Annotated in this window: 16 protein-coding genes; 6 read left to right on the top strand and 10 right to left on the bottom strand. The window is 62.6% G+C overall.

What is annotated here, in order from left to right:
• Positions 1-64 precede the first annotated feature (64 nt).
• Positions 65-964 carry an SMP-30/gluconolactonase/LRE family protein gene (locus tag JWS13_RS28510; protein ID WP_206008769.1) on the bottom strand — a complete coding sequence of 300 codons (900 nt, stop codon included), beginning with the start codon at positions 962-964 and terminating at the stop codon, positions 65-67.
• Between the two features lie 260 nt (positions 965-1224).
• Here JWS13_RS28510 and JWS13_RS28505 point away from each other — a divergent pair, with 260 nt between their 5' ends.
• Positions 1225-2871 carry a long-chain fatty acid--CoA ligase gene (locus JWS13_RS28505; RefSeq protein WP_206008768.1) on the top strand — a complete coding sequence of 549 codons (1647 nt, stop codon included), beginning with the start codon at positions 1225-1227 and terminating at the stop codon, positions 2869-2871.
• Positions 2872-3045: 174 nt separating this feature from the next.
• Positions 3046-4788, top strand: a complete 1743-nt coding sequence (locus JWS13_RS28500) for a sigma-54-dependent Fis family transcriptional regulator (protein WP_241032361.1) — start codon at positions 3046-3048, stop codon at positions 4786-4788.
• A 40-nt stretch (positions 4789-4828) separates the two neighbouring features.
• Here the strand turns inward: JWS13_RS28500 and nudC are convergent, their stop codons facing one another.
• The 3 genes from nudC to JWS13_RS28485 all read right to left on the bottom strand — a co-directional run bounded on the left by nudC (position 4829) and on the right by JWS13_RS28485 (position 6946).
• Positions 4829-5755 carry an NAD(+) diphosphatase gene (gene nudC / locus JWS13_RS28495; protein WP_206008767.1) on the bottom strand — a complete coding sequence of 309 codons (927 nt, stop codon included), beginning with the start codon at positions 5753-5755 and terminating at the stop codon, positions 4829-4831.
• 73 nt (positions 5756-5828) lie between these two features.
• Positions 5829-6131 carry a Dabb family protein gene (locus JWS13_RS28490; protein WP_206008766.1) on the bottom strand — a complete coding sequence of 101 codons (303 nt, stop codon included), beginning with the start codon at positions 6129-6131 and terminating at the stop codon, positions 5829-5831.
• Positions 6132-6202: 71 nt separating this feature from the next.
• The gene (locus tag JWS13_RS28485) at positions 6203-6946 is read right to left on the bottom strand and encodes an alpha/beta fold hydrolase (RefSeq protein ID WP_206008765.1); all 744 of its coding nucleotides are present in this window, start codon (positions 6944-6946) and stop codon (positions 6203-6205) included.
• A 226-nt stretch (positions 6947-7172) separates the two neighbouring features.
• Between JWS13_RS28485 and JWS13_RS28480 the strand changes: the two genes are divergently transcribed.
• Positions 7173-8105, top strand: a complete 933-nt coding sequence (locus JWS13_RS28480) for an alpha/beta hydrolase (RefSeq protein ID WP_206008764.1) — start codon at positions 7173-7175, stop codon at positions 8103-8105.
• A 24-nt stretch (positions 8106-8129) separates the two neighbouring features.
• On the opposite strand, the gene JWS13_RS28475 is transcribed toward JWS13_RS28480, so the two are convergent.
• On the bottom strand, positions 8130-8885 hold the full coding sequence (locus JWS13_RS28475; protein WP_206011763.1) for an IclR family transcriptional regulator: 756 nt from the start codon (positions 8883-8885) through the stop codon (positions 8130-8132).
• 245 nt (positions 8886-9130) lie between these two features.
• Between JWS13_RS28475 and JWS13_RS28470 the strand changes: the two genes are divergently transcribed.
• Genes JWS13_RS28470 through JWS13_RS28460 form a run of 3 tightly spaced genes read left to right on the top strand, consistent with a single transcriptional unit; the run spans position 9131 to position 11624 of the window.
• On the top strand, positions 9131-9436 hold the full coding sequence (locus JWS13_RS28470) for a CoA transferase (RefSeq protein WP_241032360.1): 306 nt from the start codon (positions 9131-9133) through the stop codon (positions 9434-9436).
• Positions 9437-9450: 14 nt separating this feature from the next.
• Positions 9451-10596: an acyl-CoA dehydrogenase family protein gene (locus JWS13_RS28465; RefSeq protein ID WP_206008763.1), complete on the top strand. Its 1146-nt coding sequence runs from the start codon at positions 9451-9453 to the stop codon at positions 10594-10596.
• Positions 10596-11624 carry an acyl-CoA dehydrogenase family protein gene (locus tag JWS13_RS28460; RefSeq protein ID WP_206008762.1) on the top strand — a complete coding sequence of 343 codons (1029 nt, stop codon included), beginning with the start codon at positions 10596-10598 and terminating at the stop codon, positions 11622-11624. Before JWS13_RS28465 ends, JWS13_RS28460 begins: the two co-directional genes overlap by 1 nt.
• Positions 11625-11732: 108 nt before the next feature.
• Here JWS13_RS28460 and JWS13_RS28455 read toward each other — a convergent pair whose 3' ends face one another.
• The 5 genes from JWS13_RS28455 to JWS13_RS28435 all read right to left on the bottom strand — a co-directional run bounded on the left by JWS13_RS28455 (position 11733) and on the right by JWS13_RS28435 (position 18581).
• Positions 11733-12533: a crotonase/enoyl-CoA hydratase family protein gene (locus JWS13_RS28455; protein ID WP_206008761.1), complete on the bottom strand. Its 801-nt coding sequence runs from the start codon at positions 12531-12533 to the stop codon at positions 11733-11735.
• A 169-nt stretch (positions 12534-12702) separates the two neighbouring features.
• On the bottom strand, positions 12703-13608 hold the full coding sequence (locus JWS13_RS28450) for an alpha/beta hydrolase (RefSeq protein ID WP_206008760.1): 906 nt from the start codon (positions 13606-13608) through the stop codon (positions 12703-12705).
• Positions 13609-13653: 45 nt separating this feature from the next.
• Positions 13654-15270 carry a flavin-containing monooxygenase gene (locus tag JWS13_RS28445; RefSeq protein WP_206008759.1) on the bottom strand — a complete coding sequence of 539 codons (1617 nt, stop codon included), beginning with the start codon at positions 15268-15270 and terminating at the stop codon, positions 13654-13656.
• A 102-nt stretch (positions 15271-15372) separates the two neighbouring features.
• Entirely contained in the window at positions 15373-16845 is a 1473-nt protein-coding gene (locus tag JWS13_RS28440; RefSeq protein WP_206011762.1) for an aldehyde dehydrogenase family protein, read from the bottom strand.
• 1451 nt (positions 16846-18296) lie between these two features.
• A complete protein-coding gene (locus JWS13_RS28435) occupies positions 18297-18581 on the bottom strand; it encodes a YciI family protein (RefSeq protein ID WP_043787215.1) in 285 nt (94 codons plus the stop codon).
• Between the last annotated feature and the right edge of the window lie 262 nt (positions 18582-18843).

Raw genomic sequence — 18843 nt, 5'->3', positions numbered from 1 at the left:
GTTGAAATGTGAGAACAACGCCGGACCCGCTGTGGGAGACGGTTCCGCCGCGGGATCCGGAGGGTCAGGGGCGGCCGGCGTGTGGTACGTCCACTTCGGTGGCGAGCATGCGCCCCAGCCGGGTTGCGGTGCGTTCGGTCTCGTCGAAATTCGGTGCGACGCACAAGAACAGGGTGCGCCCGTCGTCGCCGCCGAGCGCGACGGCGAACACCCCGTCGGGTGCGGTGCTGACCTCGTCGAGGATTTCGCCGCCCTTGGCGATCCGCACCGCTCGGTTGTTCCCGGCATCGGCAATCCACACGGCGCCTTCGGCGTCCAGGGTCAGACCGTCGGGCACGATCGTGGCGGCCTCGAGTCGTGTGCCGACGTCCGGCTCGGCACCGAGATCTCCGTAGCCGGCCCATTCGATTCGCTCGCCGAGCGTGCCGTCCGGGTGGATGTCGAATGCCGAGATCCGATTGCCGAACAATTCGTTGACCAGCAGGGTTGAACCATCGGGAGTGATGACCATGCCGTTGGGGAATGACAGTCCGTCGGCGACGATCGAGGCGCTTCCGTCGGTGTCGACGAGGACGACAGTTGTGTGCTCGTGTGGCGCCCCACCCATGAGGTCGAATCCGAAGTTGCCCACGTAGGCCCTTCCCTGGGCGTCCACGACCATGTCGTTGGCGTGGCCACCGCATAGGTTGCGGATGTCGGCATGCTCGACGAGTGTGCCGTCCGACTCTTGACGCAGCACCTTGCGGTCCTTCATCGACACGATCAGCAGCCGCCCGTCCGGCAGCCAACCGAGCCCAGAGGGTTGGTGCGGGACCGTCGCGACAAGTTCGATGCTGCCGTCGGCGTTCACGGCATTCACGGTGTGGGTGTAGAAGTCCGCAAACCAGAGACGTCCGTCATGCCAGCGGGGGCCCTCGAGGTACGAGTAGCCGTCGACAATGGTTCGCAGCGTGTATTCGGTCATGGTTGTGCCCCTTTAGATTTGGAGTCGTTTCGGGCTCGGCATTTCAAACCCGCGGTTTCCACCACTGTTGTCGGCTGAGTGATCAAACGGATGTCCGAAAATGCAACACCACGTTGGGGCAAGGGATGACTCGTTATAGGACACCTTGTGCCTGACGGGGGGTACAGGATCGGCCTATTACGTGGTCGCAGAGTTGGCATCCATCGAGGACCCGACTTGGAGCGATCTGATGAAAGGCGGTAGGACCGGTGGATGGGCTCATGATGAGTAGTCAATTGTCGGTGGCGAGGCTGCTGTGGCGCGCCGAGAACGTGAATGGCGCTCGGATCAACACGGCCTGGACTTCGGACGGGGTTCGCAGTTTCACATACCGGGACCTGGTCTCCGACGTGAGGGATCTGGCCGGTGCGCTCGCATCGATCGGCGTGAAACGCGGGTCCCGAATCGCAACCATGGCGTGGAATACCCGTCAGCACCTGGCGGCATACTTCGCGGTCCCAGCGCTCGGGGCCGTCCTGCACACGGTAAATCACCGCATGCCGGTCGAACACATGGCCTATACGATCAACCATGTTTCAGATGAGGTTCTGATCGTCGACGAGGATCTTCTCCCGTTGGTAGAGGCGATGCGTGGTCGGATTCCCACGGTTCGGCACCTCGTCGTTGTGGGCCAACCCGGTGCGATCGATGGCTTCGACCAGGTCATTCCCTATGATCAGTTCGTTTCACGTGCATGCACCCTCGGGTCCTTCCAGGAGGTCGACGAAAACACTGCGGCGTCGATCTGCTTCACCTCGGGCACGACCGGGTTGCCCAAGGGCGTCGTCTACAGCCACCGGAGCATCGTGCTCCACGCCATGGCGATCAGCACCAAGGGCGGAGTCGAGATCGACGCGGAGCGGGCCTACCTGCTCGCCACCCAGATGTCGCACGTCAACGGCTGGGGTGTCCCCTACGCGGCGGCGCTCCAGGGCGCACGTCTGGTGCTGCCCGGACCGCACCCCACACCCGAGCGGTTCCTGGACTTGATCCATGGCGAACGGCCCGACACCTTCGTCGGCTCGCCGACGGTCGCCGCCCTCATGCGCGACGAGCACCTACGCCGTAACTGTGGCTACGACCTCTCGGAGCTGAAGACGATGTGGCTCGGAGGGCAGGTGCCGCCGGTCGCGCTGGCGCGGTGGTGGGCTGAGCAAGGCGCCCGCGTCGTAAATGGATGGGGAATGACCGAGACATCTCCGATGGGCACGTTCTCCCCCGGCGGCTCGATGCAGGGCAGGCCACTGCCGTTGTTCGAGCTCCGCGTCGTGGACGAATCCGGCTCACCGCAACACTGGGATGGTCAGACCGTCGGCGAACTGGAAGTACGTTCGCCGTGGGTCGCCCGGGAATACCTGGACGATCCACGAACGCCGGACAGCTTTCGAGACGGCTGGCTGCGCACCGGCGATGTGGCGACCGTTCACCCAGATGCCGGCCTGCAGATCAAAGACCGCGAAAAGGACCTCGTCAAGAGCGGTGGGGAATGGATTTCCTCGGTGGACCTCGAGAATGCGCTCATGCTTCATCCTGCTGTCTCGGAGGCCGCCGTCATCGCCGTGCCGGACGACACATGGCAGGAACGCCCCCTCGCGTGGCTCCGGCTGGACGCCGACGTGACCGACGAGGAGCTTCGGACGTTCCTGGCGACAACCCTCCCCCGGTTCTGGCTGCCCGATCGTTTCGTGAGAGTCGATGAGATCCCCAAGACTGCAATGGGCAAGATCGACAAAGCCGACATCAGACGACGGCATCGGGAAAACACAGGTCAGCCCGCATCGACAGACCAGGCGAGCACAGTCTCCGATGGTGTCGACCACAACGTTGCAGTCATTCCCACCAGGTCCGGTACAGCGAGCGGACTGTAGCAAAACGGGACACACCCAAAGATGTGAGCCAGGTTACATTTGGGGGAGGGTCAGCTCGGAAAATCCCCTGACCAGTGATGTAAGGTGGCTATGAGTATCGACAAGGCGGGCCGCGAGCCATTGAACGAACGTGAACGATTCTGGATATCAGCGCCATCACGAGAGAGCCAGGAGTTGAGCACCCTCCGACCCGAGATCGAGGCGTCATGGCGGCGGTGTGAAGTTATCGGCGTCTCGGCCGGCGACGGCGACCTTCCCTACACGCCGGACGTGGATCGTGACAGCCGGTTGAGGAGAGCCGCCGATCCCGTGATCGACAACCTCGTCCTACACCTGCAGGACGCGCCCGCGACCATCCTGCTGGCCGATTCCGCCGCTCAGATCGTCGACCGCAGGGCGGGCGACGCAGGGTTGCGAGCGCGTTTGGACCGCGCCTACGTGGCACCCGGCTTCCGCTATGCCGAGGAGGACACCGGCACCAACGGGATCGGCACCGCGTTGGAGGAGCGACGACCGTTCCAAGTCAGCGGTGGTGAGCACTTCCGTGAGGCGCTGCAAAGCCTGGCGTGCGTCGGTGTTCCTATCATCCATCCGATCACCCGCACAGTGGAGGGGATCCTCGACATCACTTCCAACCTGTCGGACTCCAACGCGCTGATGGGTGCCCTGGCGCAATCAGCCGTTCGCGAAATTCAGTCGCGTCTCTACGCCGAGTCCTCCGATCGCGAGCAACTGCTTCTCCAGTCCTTCCTGCAGGCCTCTCGACGCGGCTCCTCTGCAGTGGTGTCCTTGAATCAAGATGTCATCATGACCACTCCGATGGCCGCGCAGATCATCGACACGTCCGACCAGGCGCTCTTGTGGGATTGGGCATGCCGAATGCTGGCCGGCCGCGACGAGTTCATCGGGGAAGTCAGACTCGCCGACAACGTCACGGTTTCCGCAACTGCACGCAGAGTCGGAGACTCCCGAACGCCGGCGGGCATCGTCATCGAGATGCGGCCACATCCCCGCGATACGAAGAAGTCGCCCGCCCGTCAATTGGCGTCGGCCTCCACCGTCGAAAGACGCACGGAGACTGTCAAGGTTCCCGGCCGCAGTTTGTCGACGAAGCGACTGCAGACCGAACTCGAGCGACTCGTCGCGATCGACGCACCTGTGCTCGTCACCGGAGAACCCGGCGCCGGCAAGTTCTTTGCCGCGAGCGCCCTCCACCGGATGCAGGATGCCGACGGCCATTTCACCGTGTTCGACGCTGGTACCGCCTCCGTCGACCCCGTCGCGTGGATTGCCGGACTGGTCAATTGGAACAAGGTCGACGGAGCCCTCATCATCCGGCATCTCGATCTCCTGCCGGAACAACTGGTCTCCAACGTCTGCGCGATCCTCAGCGAGGCCGTCGACAATCGCGCTCACATCATTGCCACCGCCGGCGAAGGGATCCGTCAAGGCCCCGCCGGTCGACTGTGCGATCACTTCATGCGCCGCATAGAGATCGATCCACTGCGACATCGGTCCGAAGATATCGCCGACATCAGTGTCGCCCTACTACGTAAGCACTCCCCGGACCGCACCGGCCTGCGACTGCAACCCACTGCTCTGCAACTGCTGGTCGCGCGGGACTGGCCGGGAAATGTCAGAGAGCTCGAATCGGTTCTGGCGTCCTCGCTCCTGCGTTCGATGGGCTCCGACATCGGAGTGCAGCATCTGCCCGACGGATACCGCGACGGTGATCTACGCCGCCGAAATGCCTCGACCTCACTCGAATTGGCGGAGCGTGACGCGTTGCTCAGGGCACTCGTCGAGACCGACGGCAACAAACTACTGGCTGCGCAACGCCTGGGGGTAGCTCGCTCCACCCTCTACCGCAAAATGCGTGCCCTGGGAATCGACGGAAGCCGGTTCCTTCCGCAGTAGTGCCAGTCGAGGAGGGGACCGTGCCGATCGAGACAGAGTGTCAATCACTGGCTCGCGCCCAGGCCTCGAGCATGCGCCTCGCAATCGAGACTGCGCCGGGCAACAACACGTGCGCATCCGCCGAGCTCGTCCAATCCCCTGCAGCCAGAGCCTCCCGTACCTCCGCGCGGGTGCACCAGTGAGCTTCGCCGATCTCGCCATCCATGAAGACGAGCTCGTCTCGGGGATCTGCCGTGGCATGGAATCCGAGCATGAGGGAGCGCGGGAAGGGCCAGGGCTGACTTCCGACGTAGACCACGTCGGAGACGAGGAGACCGACCTCCTCCGCAACTTCCCGTGCCACACAGCTTTCCAGAGACTCGCCCGCCTCGACGAAGCCCGCCAGCGTCGAGAAGTTCCGTGCCGGCCAGTTCGCCTGACGCGCCAGCAGTACTCGGTCTGCCCCGTCGTGCACCAGACAAATGATCGCGGGATCGGTACGCGGATATTCCTCCCGGCCGCACGCCGTGCACACGCCCATCCAACCACCCGAGGTGATCGTTGTCGGCGCCCCATCCCGCGCGCAGAAATGGGCGTCGTCCTGCCACGTCAGCAATGCCAACGCTGTGACATACCGGTCGGCGTCAGCAGCATCGAGGAGTGCTCCGTGTGAGCGCAGGTCACCGAGTTCGACCTTGGTTCCCGCAGAGGAATTGTCAGCGAGGAACTCGTCCCGCACCGCCCACTCGTGAACCGTGCCACAGACGCCGAGCAGCACGGCGCGCGCGGGAGGCTCGGAGTAGAGGTCGGCGGCCGGTTCCAGCATCAGTTGTCTGTCGACAAGCCGGACCTGACCGCGACCGTTCACGCGAAGTATTCGGGCATCCGGCCACGCCTCCACCCACGCAGCCGCGTCGTCACGCACCGAGACGGGACGGCTCAGGGCACCACGTGACGGGGCCTGCCCGGTGTGTTCGACACTCACCACTGGATCACAACTTTCGGAAACGAGCGACACTGTCGACCGGACCGTCGTTCGACGAACGACGGTCCGGTCGCGCCTATCGCGAGGCGAATTCGATCTGAACGGACGAATACGATTCGGCCATCACCGAGATGAATTCCTGGACGAGGCGCACATGATCGGGATGTGCCAGGTATGTGCGAAAGTCGGGAACGTCTTCGAAGGTCGCGGAGATTGCGTAGTCGCCGCTGCCGGGCTTGAGGGCCAGATCCCTTCCGTAACGGTATTCCACGACCTCCGGAATCTTCTCCGAGACTGCGCTCAGAGCTTCGTGAAAGGACTCAATGTGCTCGTCACTGACGTCCTGCTTCCATTTGAATGTCACAACGTGATTCAACATGGTGAGAATCCTCCCTGGATTCGTGATTCGAACGTGGCATGGTCGGAACCCGGATTGCGTTCCCGGTCAGATCAGTACAGAGATTGCTCCGACAACGCCACCGTCTCCGGAGCGTTCTCCACCATGGGGTAGTGCCCGGCTTTGCCCCGAACGGTCTTCAGGTTCCCGTTCTTCAAGGCCGCCAACGTGTCCCCGAGGTACTCGGCGGTGACGAACGGGTCGCTCTCACCCACGATCAGGGTGGTAGGCCCTTCGTAGGTGCCCATCTGGTCGAGGAAGTCGGGACTGGTCCAGTTCTTCAGGTAGGACTCCCAGGTTGCCTGGTCCATCGTCGAGCGGTTGCGGTCGACGAGGTTCTTCAGATCTGTCTCGTCGATGTGTGGTGCCAGTGCGCCACGGATGGCTGCACCCGGGTCTGCCCAGGCCCCGGCGAAGGAACCGTAGGTCGCTTCGTCGAGAGGGGTACCTGCCGGGGAGACGGGCGTCAGTGCGACGACCGAGGTCACGCGTTCAGGTGCGAGGGTCGCCACCCGAAGCGCTGTGGTGCCCCCCATCGAATGTCCGAGAACGGAAAAGGTCGACCATCCGAGCTGATCGGCGGCGTCGAGGGCGACCGCGGCCATCCCGTCGATTCCGTCGGCCGGTGCTTCGGGCCGGTTGACCCCGTATCCTGGAAAGTCGAGGTACGCGTAGGTGAAGCGGGACTGATCCGTCCGGGCTCGGGCGGTGAGCCATACGCTGCTGTCCAGCGCCCAGCCGTGCAACACCAGGACCCGATGGTCACCGCTTCCTTCGATCGCTGCAATCGCGTTCACTGCCGTTCCTCTCTGTCGGCGACGCTGAAATTCCAGCCGTCTGTTGATCACTCCGAATCAAACTAGAACCGCAGGGCGTCGGCGTGTCCGATTGTGAAACACACGCCTGTAACACCGGGGGGCGGATGCGTGTGTGATTTTCGGACACTCCCCGCGCCGAACGCACCCATAGTGTGGCTCCACCTGCCGGCTGAACAGACTTGCTCATGACATGAAGGAGAACACCATGGCACTCGATCCTGCGGTCAAGAATTTGATAGATACTTTGAACGAGCAGGGACTGAAGTCGTTCGAGCAGATGAGCATTGCTGAAGTCCGTGAGGTCGTCGAGTCCTTCAGCGGCCTCCAGGCACCGAAGGCGGACGTCGCTCGTGTCGTCGACACGGTCTACCCCGGCCCCGGTGGCGACCAGGCAGTGCGTCTCTACATCCCGGAGTCCGAAACACCTCTGCCGATCGTGGTGTACATCCACGGCGGTGGCTGGGTCGCCGGCAGCCTCGACGTCACCGAGCAGCCATGTCGCGCACTCGCCGCCGATGCGAAAGTCGTCGTGGCTGCACTGAGTTACCGGCTGGCTCCCGAGCACAAGTTTCCTGCCGCACCCGAAGATGCGTTCGCCGGACTGAACTGGGTCGTCGAGCACGCAGCCGACTTCGGTGGCGACGGCACGCGCGTAGCCGTCATGGGTGACAGCGCCGGAGGCAACCTGGCCGCGGTCACAGCCCTCCGGGCACGCGACACCGGCGCCCCGGCACTGCGCGCTCAGGTATTGATCTATCCGGTCATCGACGGCACGGCACGATTCCCGTCGCGCGAGGAGAACGCCGAGGGGTACTTGGTCACCACGGCAGCCATCGACTGGTTCTGGGAGCAGTACCTGGCCACCCCGGAAGACGCCGAGAATCCGTATGCCTCCCCGGCCAAGGCCGCGGATCTGTCCGGGCTTCCCTCCACTCTGCTGTTGCTCAACGAATACGAGGTCACTCGGGACGAGGGCGTGGACTACGGCCGGAGGTTGGCCGACCAGGGCGTCCCCGTGCAGGTCGAACTGTATGAAGGCCTTGTCCATGCCGTGTACTGGATGACCGGTGCCATTCCGCGCAGCGCTGAACTGCACGGTGCCGTCGTCGAATTCCTCGGCAAGCAGTTCTCCGGCTGACCACGGTGCCCCGGGTCGGCTGCATTACGGTCGTACGCTGCGATCGGACCAACTCCGGGCACCTTGCTCCAAGAGCGCGACCAGCCTGTCGCGTTCCTTCGTGATCACGGTGTGTGGTGCGATGACACCGACGGCGGCGACGGTCTTGCCGTTCTCACGAACCGCGACCGAGACACCGTCGCCGTCCGTCGACTCGTTGGGGGAGGCGCAGATTCCGGTCTGTTCGATCTCCGGCAGGGCAGCGAAGAACCGCTCGACAGTGTCGCGATCCTCGTCGGGCAGAGACTGGATGTACGCCCAGAGGTCACGCTTCTCCATCCCGGCAAGCAGTATCCAGCCGCCGGAGGTACGGATGAGCGATCGCCTCACGTAGTTCTCGGCGAGGTACGCGAACCGTGGGTCGGAAGAGCAGTAGTCGACGTAGAAGATGTTCGGACCGACGGCGATCGACAGCACGGTCGTCAAGCCGGAACTCGCGTGGACGTCTTCGAGGTCGGCGTGCGTGACCGTCGAGACGGGCTGCCGCCCAGCGAGGCGGTTGAGTAGATACGGGGCACTGCCGAGCGAGTACCGTCGCTCGTGCTCCTCGAGATAACCCGTCGCAACGAGGCCGTTGACGAGACCTTGCGTCGAACTGATCGGCGCGTCGAGCTCTTTGGCCATCCCACTCAAGGTGAGTCCGGTGCGGGATCGGGCTACGAGCTCGAGAATCGCAGCAATGCGGTCCACGGTTCGATGGCGACTGCGGCCTCGAACATTGAGGGCGTCCTCTGGTTGCATCACGGCACATTCTCCCTACGGGCACTGCTCCATCCGAGCGGTCACCACCACTCTATCTTACTTATATATGTATTCAACTCTTTTATTGCGGAAACCTGCTCCGGCTGACATAGTCCTTGAAGTGCTTCCTGTCTGGTGAACAACCCCCGCTACGCCTCGGTGGACGACCGCCACACCCGCATGGGCGAACTTCTCTCGGCGATCCGTGAGGCCGTCCCCAGCCGGACCACGCGGGTTGGTTGGACTTGTGTCAGACACAGGGAATTCCCGCGTCCGACCTACTCGATCTCGCCCACGCACACGAGAACGCCTACGTCCTGGACCAGGGATTGATCACCAAGCGTGAACACCCCACCGAAGGCGAGTATCACGCCACCCGCACTCCGTTCGCGATGTCGCGCACACCGATTTCGCTCAGCCGACACCCTCCCCTGCTCGGTGAGGACACCTTCACGATCCTCGAAGATCTCGGTTACTCCGCCGACCGCGTCCATGCGCTGGCCGATGCATCCGTCGTGACGGCGACCTCGCCTCAGGCCACCTCCTCCTGAATGGAAGAACCATCATGACCAACCTCAGACTGGTGCCCCCGGTCTCCAGTGACCCACACGCCATGGACGACTTGCGGACCGAAGTCCGTGAGTTTCTTGCCGAGCAACTCAGTGAAGGCAAGATCGGCCGACAGGTCGACTCCTGGTTGACCGGCTGGGACGAAGACTTCACACGTGCATTGGCCGCCCGCGGATGGCTCGGCATGACCGTGCCGGCCGAGTACGGCGGCCACGGCCGCCGCCACCTCGAACGGTTCGTCGTCACCGAAGAGTTGCTCGCCGCTGGCGCCCCCGTCGCCGCCCACTGGATCGCCGACCGGCAGATCGTCCCGTCGCTGCTGAAGTACGGCACCGAAGTCCAGAAGCACAAATTCTTGCCGGCGATCACGCGCGGAGAATGCTATTTCGGTATCGGTATGAGCGAGCCGGATTCCGGGTCCGATTTGGCCAGTGTGCGCACAAAGGCCACCCGCGTGGCCGGAGGGTGGTCCATTACCGGAGTCAAGGTCTGGACCTCCGGTGCTCATCGCGCTGACGCGTTCATCTGCCTTGCCCGCACCGCCCCACTCGATCCGGCGCACCGGCACGACGGCCTCAGCCAGTTCATCGTCGATCTGCGCGCCCCCGGAGTCGGCATCAGACCGATCGTGTCGATGAACGGGCAGCACCACTTCAACGAGGTCCTCCTCGACGAGGTCCTCGTCGTGGACGAGATGGTCTTCGGCACCATCAACAACGGGTGGCAGCAGGTCACCTCGGAACTCAGCTTCGAACGCAGCGGCCCGGAGCGATTCCTGTCGACATTCGTCCTGCGCGCCGAGACGGCCGAACAGATGAAGCAGGGAACCTTGCCGCGGCATTCGAATCTGGGCCGGTATCTCGGACGGATCGCCGGGCTGCACCACATGTCGACTGCAGTGGCGGGCGCACTCGAGTGCCACGAACCCGCCGACACCGCCGCCGCCGTGGTCAAGGTCCTCGGGACGTCCACCGAAGGCGACGTAGCCGACTTTGCCGACCTCCTCACCGATGAATCTTCGCCTACTCGTTACGCCTCGATGCTCGAGGACGCCATCGTCCAACGCCCGGGATTTACTCTCCGGGGCGGCACCAACGAAGTTCTGCGCGGCGTGATCGCGCGGGGATTGGGGATGCGCTGATGCACGCACCAACCACGGTCGACGCGAACCTGACCGACATGATGTCCGCAGTCTTTTCCGATCACCGGGAACGGAACGGGCCCGAGAACGGTATCGCCACGTGCGATCTTGCACTGTGGGCACAACTCGACGAACTGGGTCTCGCCCGGCTGACCGGCCGCGAAGAGACCGGCGGCAGCGGCGCAGGTTGGTACGAGGCAGCGCAACTCTTGCGCGCCGCGGCGTCGCACCGAGTCCGGATTCCCCTCGCCGAACACGACCTGCTCGCCGGTTGGCTCCTCGAAGAGGCCGGTCTACCGATGGACAATGCGCGCCTCACCGCATGCGTACTCGACGAGAACGGCGTCGCCCGCGGCGTGCCGTGGGCGTCCCAGGTAGACAAGATCGTCACGGTCTGGCGGAAGAACGACACGTACGTCGTCGCCGACCTCGAGACAACAGTCTTCGACATCACCTCCGGGTCCAACCTCGCCGACGAACCCCGCGACGTCGTATCCGCTGACACGATCGCATTGTCGGGCACCGCAGTGTCGGACTCGGTGATCCGACAACTTTTTCTACGGGGCGCCCTCATCCGGGCGCTGCAGGCGTGTGCCGCCCTCGACCGCATCCTCGATCTCTCCGTCGCCCACACCACCGAACGAGTGCAATTCGGACGCCCCCTGGCCAGGTTTCAAGCCGTGCAGAACCTGGTGGCCGATATGGCCGCCGAAGGTTCCCTCGCCCGAACAGCGACCGAAGCAGCACTGACGGAAGCGGTCCGCACACAGTGGTCGAGTGAGAACCTCGAACTCCCGATTGCCGTCGCCCGGTCGTGCGTCGGACACGCGGCATCGGTCATCGTCCGTAACGCCCACCAGGTACACGGGGCGATCGGCACCACCCGCGAGCACAGGCTGCACGAATTCACCAAACCCGCACTGGCGTGGCGCTCGGAATTCGGATCCGTCCACTACTGGGACGAGATCTTGACCACCGCCGCACTCGAAGCAGGATGCGAAAATATCTGGGGCCTCATCACCCGCTGAAGTGCCAGGCGCTACCAGAACTAACACCAGTTTCGCGAGCAGAACTGAAGGGAGAACTCCGTGGAAGCATCAATTCGCATCCACGGAGTTCTTCGGTTCTCGGGCACGTCACTCGCCGGTGAAGGCGGCAGTTCTCTTCTCCATGAAGGCGTTGACCGCCTCGGTGTGATCGGTCGTCTGCTGAACCAGCGCCTGCATGGCAGCGGACAATTCGAGGAGACTGTCGAGGCTTTGGTGCTGCCCCTCGCGGAGGAGCCTCTTGGCCATCCGTACCGTGTGTGGCGGATTGGCGGCCACCCGGCCGGCGAGCGCGCGAGCTTCGTCGAGCAGCGTCTCCGGCGCAACGACACTGGAGACCAATCCCCACTCGAGTGTCTTCATCGCGTCGACACGGTCGCCCGTCAATATCACCTCTGCGGCCCGCGCCATCCCGACGGCCTTGGGTAGCAGCCACGCGCCACCGTCACCCGGGATGATTCCGAGCTTGACGAAGCTCTCTGCAAAGAATGCCGTTTCGCTGGCAATGCGGAGGTCGCACATGAGGGCGAGGTCGCATCCGGCACCGATTGCGGGACCGTTCACCGCTGCGATGAGAGGCACGTCGCAGTTGTACATGATTCGCGGAATCCGTTGTATCCCAGCTCTGTAGCCATCCCGTTGTTCGTGAGGCTTCCCCCCGAACAATCCGCGACGATTCGCCATGTCCTTGACGTTGCCGCCGGCGGAAAACGTCGCTCCGGCGCCGGTGACGATGACAGCTCGCGCGCCGTAGTCGGCGTTGACGGCATCGACGCAGGCGACCAATGCGTCCACAACGTCCATCCCGGAAATGGGATTGCTCTGCGCGGGTCGATTAATCGTCCATGCCTCGATGAACCCGTCGCGTTGGACGAGGATTGGACCATCCATGGGTGTATCTCCCTCGCTTCACTGCGGATCGATCGTTCGACTGGTGCCCGACCGACACGCGAACGAACTCGTCGTCGGTCCAGACCCGTGTAGACCGCCGCCGACGAACACCTTCACCTCCTGCCGCCGAGCACCTTCGCGTTCATACGCACGCTGCGTATGGCAGAGTTCAGACGAGACCCAACTTGGGTCGCAGCCACCGGGCAATCCGGCTCAACGCGTGATCGGCCTCGGGCGCCCGCCCCGCGTTGAAGTGAAATACATGCTGTTGCTCATCGACCACGTCGAGCACGACCTCGCCGCTCACCTTCTCGATCAATTCGGCCAACCGACGTGAGTCGTCCAGCAGCGTCTCATAGCCTCCGACCGATACGTACACCGGAGGGAAATCGGTGAAGTCGTTGAGCAGTGGGTTCGCCCGCGGGTCCGTTGCATCTGCGGGTTCTGAGAGAAACATCTCCCGCATCATTTCCAGAACCGCCCTCTTGGCCAATACGTCGACCGCGTCGTTCGATTCGACCGTCAACCCCTTGATCTCCATATCCAGCCACGGCGAAAGCGTGACGACGGCAGCCGGAGTGGGAAGTTCCAAGCTCGCGAGTTCGAACGCTGTCGAGATCGCGAGGTTGGCACCCGCCGAGTCGCCGACAGTCGCCGTGTACTCCGCCTTGTAACCTTGCGTGCGGAGCCACTTGTGGACGGCCATGCAGTCTTCGAGTTGGGCCGGGTGCTTGTGCTCCGGCGCGAGCCGATAGTCCACGATCAGGGCGTGAACACCCGCCAGTTTGGCGAGGTGTGCCGCGAGCTTGCGGTGTGAGAACCGTGAACCTGTCACGAACCCGCCACCGTGGGTAAAGACGATCACGCGGTCCTCGGCGGCCCCCAGAGGCTTCGCCCAAGTTGCCGGCACACCGTTGGCTGTCACTTCCTCATAGGTGACGTCGATGGGTTCGATGGTCGGAAGATGCCACTCTTCGAACATATCTCGCTGACTGGCGAGGTCCATTCCTTCGGACCGGGTAAGCCACGAAGCGTACAGGTCGTTGAGGAACAGGGATTCTTTGCTCACGGACACGTGTTGCTCACTTTCATCACTAATCGAGGGAGGCAAATTGACTGTTCAGGAAAGCGTGAAGCCCTTGTATCCCGCACACACGATCTCGTCCCACTTGGCCAGGTAGAGGGGAAGACCACCGGGGTAGTTCAGCAACTGCCGCGGTTTACCCGGGACGTTGGCACCCATGTACCAGGAGTCGGCTTTGTCGTAGAGCGCCGCGGTCGTCAGCTCGGCGACGTGATCGGACCAGGCAGCATCCGCGTCCGCCTCGGACTCGATACGGTTCAATCCGTTGTCCCGCATGTAGTCGATGGTGTCGACGATGAGGTCACCTTGGATCTCGGCGCAGCTTGGCCCGTTGCAGAAGCCCGACGGGCTCAGTGGTCCGTAGAGGAACAGCAGGTTGGGGAATCCTGCCGTTGCGACCCCGAGGTTTGCCCGCACACCGTTCGACCACTTGTCCCTGAGCAACGTACCGTCGGTGCCGCGAATGTCGATGGCGGTCAGGCCACCGGTGACGGCATCGAAGCCCGTTGCATAGACGATGATGTCGAACTCGTGCTCTTCCGATGTGGTCTTCAGTCCGGTGGGCGTGATCGTCTCGATCGGGTCCTCGTGCAGATCGACGAGACGCACGTTGTCCTGGTTGAAGATGTCGTAGTACGTCTGCTCCAGCGAGGGGCGCTTCACGCCGAAGGGGTACGCCTTCGTCGTCGGCGCCAGCTTCTCGGCGATGACCGGGTCCTTGATCCGGGCACGCGTCCGGTCCCGCCAGAACTCGTAGGCCGTGTCGTTTGCGTCATCGTCGACGAAGACGTCTTGGTACGTTCCGAGCCAGAACTCGAAACCGTACTCCCACAGTCGCTCGTAAGTGGTGGTTCGCTCCTCGTCGCTCACCTCGAGGGCTGACTTGGGAATGAAGTCGAAGTCGAAGCCGGAGAATGACGCCGCACGACGACTGAATCTGTCCGCCAGATCGGACTTGATCTTCGCGTTGTCCTCGTCGGTGAGCTGGCGCTGTCGCATCGGGAGCGCCTGAACGGGGGTGCGCTGGAAGATGGTCAGCTGTGCGGCTTCCTTCGACGCCTCCTGAGCGACCTGCACACCGCTGGCGCCGGTACCGATGATGGCGATTCGCTTTCCTGCGAAATCGATTCCGCCTTCGGGCCACAAACCGGTGTGGTGGTTGATCCCTGCGAAGCTGTCCATTCCCGGGAGCTTCGGGAAGATCGGCTTTGCCGCGAATCCGGTGCAGAGAACGAAGTACTTGCAGACGAAAGTGCTTCCGTTCTCCGCGGTCACGATCCAGGTGTTCGTCTTATCGTTGAACTCGGCGGAATCGACCCGGGTGTTGTAGTAGATGTCCTTGCTCAGATCGAGCTTCGCGTCGACGTACTTGAAGTAGCGGCGCAGTTCGTCGCCTCCGGGGTAGAGCTCGGAGAACGCGAATTCATCCCATAGGTCGGGGCGCGTGAACTGGTAGATGGGACCTTCGCTGTCCACTCGGGCGCCCGGGTAGCGGTTCCAGTGCCAGATTCCGCCCAGGTCCTCACCCGCCTCGACTACTTTCACCGAGTACCCTCGACTCCGCAGATTTTCGAGCTGGTACAGCCCGGCGAATCCTGCTCCTACGACGAGAACGTCGAGTACTTCGGTCACGGCTGGTGCGGCAGTGCTCACTGTTGTCTCCTTTGATACCGAGTGTTGCTTGGGGTTTGTTGATTGCGCTCTGTGTCGCAGACTGTGATGAGCTGATTACGGGAAGGCCGTCCGGCCTGGCTTCTAGGTCCAGCGGACATACGCGGTCTTGGTGGTTGTGAAGAAGGTACGTGCGGCCTTTCCCTGTTCTCTGCTCATGCTGCTCGAGCCTTTGAGCCCCCCGAACGGCACATGTGGCTCGACACTGCTGGTCTCGCGATTGATGTGCACCAACCCCGATTGTGTGCGCCGGATGAAGGTCATCGCGGTCGCGATGTCTCTGGTGAACACTCCGGAGGACAAGCCGTAGTCCGTGTCGTTCGCGACCTTCAGCGCATCATCGAATCCGTCGACTTCCTGCACGGTCACGACTGGTCCGAAGATCTCCTCCCGGACGAGCCTGCTCTTCTCCGACACTCCGGTCAGGATGGTGGGTGCGATATAGCAAGTGTCGGAATCGAACTCCCTGCCCGTCAGGAACTCGGCGTTCTCGTCGCGGGCGAGTTGCAGGTATCCGGCCACCGTGTCCCGTTGCTCCACCGAGGCAAGGGGCCCGACGTCGGTGGCTTCGTCGTACGCATCACCGACGACGAGCGCATCGGCGTGCTTCACCAGCAGTTCTCGCAGCCTGGGAGCGACGGTGCGGTCCGCGTAGACCCGGCTCGTCGCTGTGCAGCGCTGTCCGGTGTGGAGCATCGCGCTCTTCACGATATGTAGCGCTGCATCCTCGACATCGGCGTCGGCAAGAACGATGGACGGGTTCTTGCCGCCCAGCTCGAGCTGGACCTTGACGTTGCGATCGGCGACGGCCTGACGTAGTCGCGACCCGACTGCACCCGAACCGGTGAAGGTCAAGGCTGCGAGTTGCGCGTTCCCGGTGAGTGCCGCCGAAAGCTTTCTACCGCTGCCCGTCACCAGATTGAGGACCCCCGCTGGCAACCCGGCTTCTGCGAGAATCCGCGTCAGGAACACGGCGGATCCGCAGGCCGGTTCGGCGGGCTTCCACACAACTGCGTTCCCGAAACCTATTGCCGCCGCGATCTTCCACGCCGGAAGCGCGAAGGGGAAGTTCCACGGTGTGATTGCACAAACGACACCGAGCGGCTCCTCTACCGTCATCAGCATCGTGTGTGAATCAGCACTGGGGTATGTCTCTCCACTGGGCTGCAGGATCTCACCCGCGTAGTAGCGGAGAATGGCGACACCTCGCAGGACCTCGGCGCGTGCGTCGCGGATCGCCTTCCCCATGTCCGCAGTGATCGTCAGGGCAGCGTCGTCAACGCGGCTTTCCAGAAGGTCAGCGGCAGAACGAAGAAAGTCCGACCGCTGAATCGCCGTTGTCTCGGACCACGCTGGTTGAGCACCGGCGGCGGCCGCATACGCACTCTCGACATTGCCGGGAGTTGCCGAAGCGTAGATTCCCGTCACGCGGCGGAGATCGGAGGGATCTACACGCTCGAAAGTGTCGGTGGCAGTACTCCATCGACCTGCGATAAACAACGTTCTCCCGTCGGCGATCGACGACGACAATGCTGGGTGGTCCACGTTTATGGACATCTTTGTTCCCCGATCTGTGTAGGCGCAGAATTGGTTTGGAAGTTCACCACCCGGCGCGGAGTTGACTTGCCTGATCAGTCGTCCGCGCTGTGCGGCAGGCGTGCCAGTACGAAAACCGTTCTCGGCAGTTCTGTAGTCGAGAGGAATTGGGAAAATTCGCTCTCTGGTCCTCAAAAGTCCTGCACTCATCGCGTTTTGAAGACTTACAGGCATCAGACTCGCTGCTGACTGACGCCTTTGGCCGGCACCCCGGACTGACATCGCCCACCCAGCGACTCGACCTTCACGACATCCGCTCCCTGTTCGCAAATCTACTGCGGCGTAGGGAATCGAATCGCTGCGATGGCGATGGCGATGGCCAGCGGGCCGTCCGACGGTCCGGCCACCTTGCAACCCACTTCAGAAACGACTACCCAAAGTGACCTGGAACACCTCGCAGGGCAAGCATGACACCCAAACTCTAAAACCACAATAGAGTAATAGTTTGCTTATATAAGCAAATTCGGGCTTGTGTCGAGCGAGAAAATGCACGACACAACCTAGCGGGATCGAGGTGATGGGCGGCGTAGATGGTCGACCTGACGGCATACCCGGGCTCCCCTTACAACCTTGCGTAACATATCCCTGGGGACGCACGCGCGCCAATCTGCCTTGACCGCAGAGACTTCGAAGTCTGGACTTCACATGCAGGCATGCCCGTCACCGCAGTTCCGACGTCGTTTGTCAAGCGGGAAGGGTGCGGGTTGGCAGCGGTCACCTTCGCGGGAGCTACAGCACAAGTCGGGAGCGTGGGTTGAGAGATCAACCGTCATAGAAGTATGAGGTAACTTTACTGCCGCGGCTTGAAACTCACTGTTCGCAGTTGAACGCAATCGTGCTTGTGTGGACCACATATCGCAGATTCAGGCCCTGGATCGGACCACACCGACGCTGTCGATGCGGATCGCTCGGGCGGGAAGCACACTCACGACTACGCCCGACACCGCACCTTCACCCTGTTCTCCGTCCCGGACATCACCACCGGCACGGTCACCGAGCTGCGCAGCCCGCGACTTCACCGTCAGGTTTCCTCGTCCTCAAACACATCGCCGGCGCCCGGCCGAAGCGAGAGCTGCATCTGGTGACGGACAACTACGCCACCCACGAGAAGTTCGAAGTCCGGGCGTGGCCGGCCGAAAGTCTTCGTATTCATGGCATCTCACCCCCGCCCCGGCATCATGGATGGGGCTTGTGGAGGTGTTGGTTCGGAATAAGAACGGCAGGCCATCCACCGCGGACTTTGCGGCTCCGTCACGGAGCTGAACACCGAGATCCGCGCCTTCATCAACGGATGGAGCACCCGCTGTGCGCCGTTCGTCTAGACCAACACCGCCAACCAAGTACTTACCGAAGGAAAACCGTGAAGATACCTCGACAACGAGCCACCAAGGACTGAGCGGGCCGCATTGTCATTAGATGCCGACGAGAGGGCCTATGACTGGATTCCATTGGTAAATGCGCTGCTCTACGACCACACCCTGCTTGACGTAAGGATCCTCCGCAAGCAAGGAACGCAAAGCGTCTTCGCCGGCCGCTTGGAATACCAGTAGGGCTCCGGCGCCGTCGGCCCAGGCGCCGGCCTCCTGCAGCATGCCTCGGGCAGCGGCATCCTTGACGAAAATCAGGTGTTCGGCATGCGCAGCCTCTTTGACAGAGGCATCGGTGGTATACGACCAGATCACAGCAAACAAGGCCATGGTCACTCCTCGAGCGGGGGAAAGAAACGGTTCCGAACATGCACACGGATTGCGCACCTGCGAAGGTTAGAAGTACGGATGAGGTGACTCGTGTCCCATTTCGCAACACTAGGTCTTCTTGAAGATGATTTTTAAATCGGAATCGGATCTGACCGGCGTGTCGTAAACCAATGAAGGCGGCCATCGCATGACTCTTCGAGAGACCTGCCGAAGTCGCCCAGCCCACGGAGATAGCTGGCCGGGACGCCGTAAGACCAGTCCC

Origin of the sequence: Rhodococcus pseudokoreensis (assembly GCF_017068395.1) — a bacterium.
Lineage (GTDB): Bacteria > Actinomycetota > Actinomycetes > Mycobacteriales > Mycobacteriaceae > Rhodococcus_F > Rhodococcus_F pseudokoreensis.
The sequence above is the reverse complement of the archived record's forward strand: the minus strand, read 5'-3'. Positions and strand labels throughout refer to the sequence as shown.

Excerpts from the sequence above, each read along its gene's own strand:
- JWS13_RS28510 (WP_206008769.1), bottom strand. The coding sequence starts at position 964 with ATGACCGAATACACGCTGCGAACCATTGTCGACGGCTACTCGTACCTC.
- JWS13_RS28505 (WP_206008768.1), top strand. The coding sequence starts at position 1,225 with ATGATGAGTAGTCAATTGTCGGTGGCGAGGCTGCTGTGGCGCGCCGAG.
- JWS13_RS28490 (WP_206008766.1), bottom strand. The coding sequence starts at position 6,131 with ATGTTGAATCACGTTGTGACATTCAAATGGAAGCAGGACGTCAGTGAC.
- JWS13_RS28480 (WP_206008764.1), top strand. The coding sequence starts at position 7,173 with ATGGCACTCGATCCTGCGGTCAAGAATTTGATAGATACTTTGAACGAG.
- JWS13_RS28475 (WP_206011763.1), bottom strand. The coding sequence starts at position 8,885 with ATGCAACCAGAGGACGCCCTCAATGTTCGAGGCCGCAGTCGCCATCGA.
- JWS13_RS28465 (WP_206008763.1), top strand. The coding sequence starts at position 9,451 with ATGACCAACCTCAGACTGGTGCCCCCGGTCTCCAGTGACCCACACGCC.
- JWS13_RS28460 (WP_206008762.1), top strand. The coding sequence starts at position 10,596 with ATGCACGCACCAACCACGGTCGACGCGAACCTGACCGACATGATGTCC.
- JWS13_RS28455 (WP_206008761.1), bottom strand. The coding sequence starts at position 12,533 with ATGGATGGTCCAATCCTCGTCCAACGCGACGGGTTCATCGAGGCATGG.
- JWS13_RS28440 (WP_206011762.1), bottom strand. The coding sequence starts at position 16,845 with ATGTCCATAAACGTGGACCACCCAGCATTGTCGTCGTCGATCGCCGAC.
- JWS13_RS28435 (WP_043787215.1), bottom strand. The coding sequence starts at position 18,581 with ATGGCCTTGTTTGCTGTGATCTGGTCGTATACCACCGATGCCTCTGTC.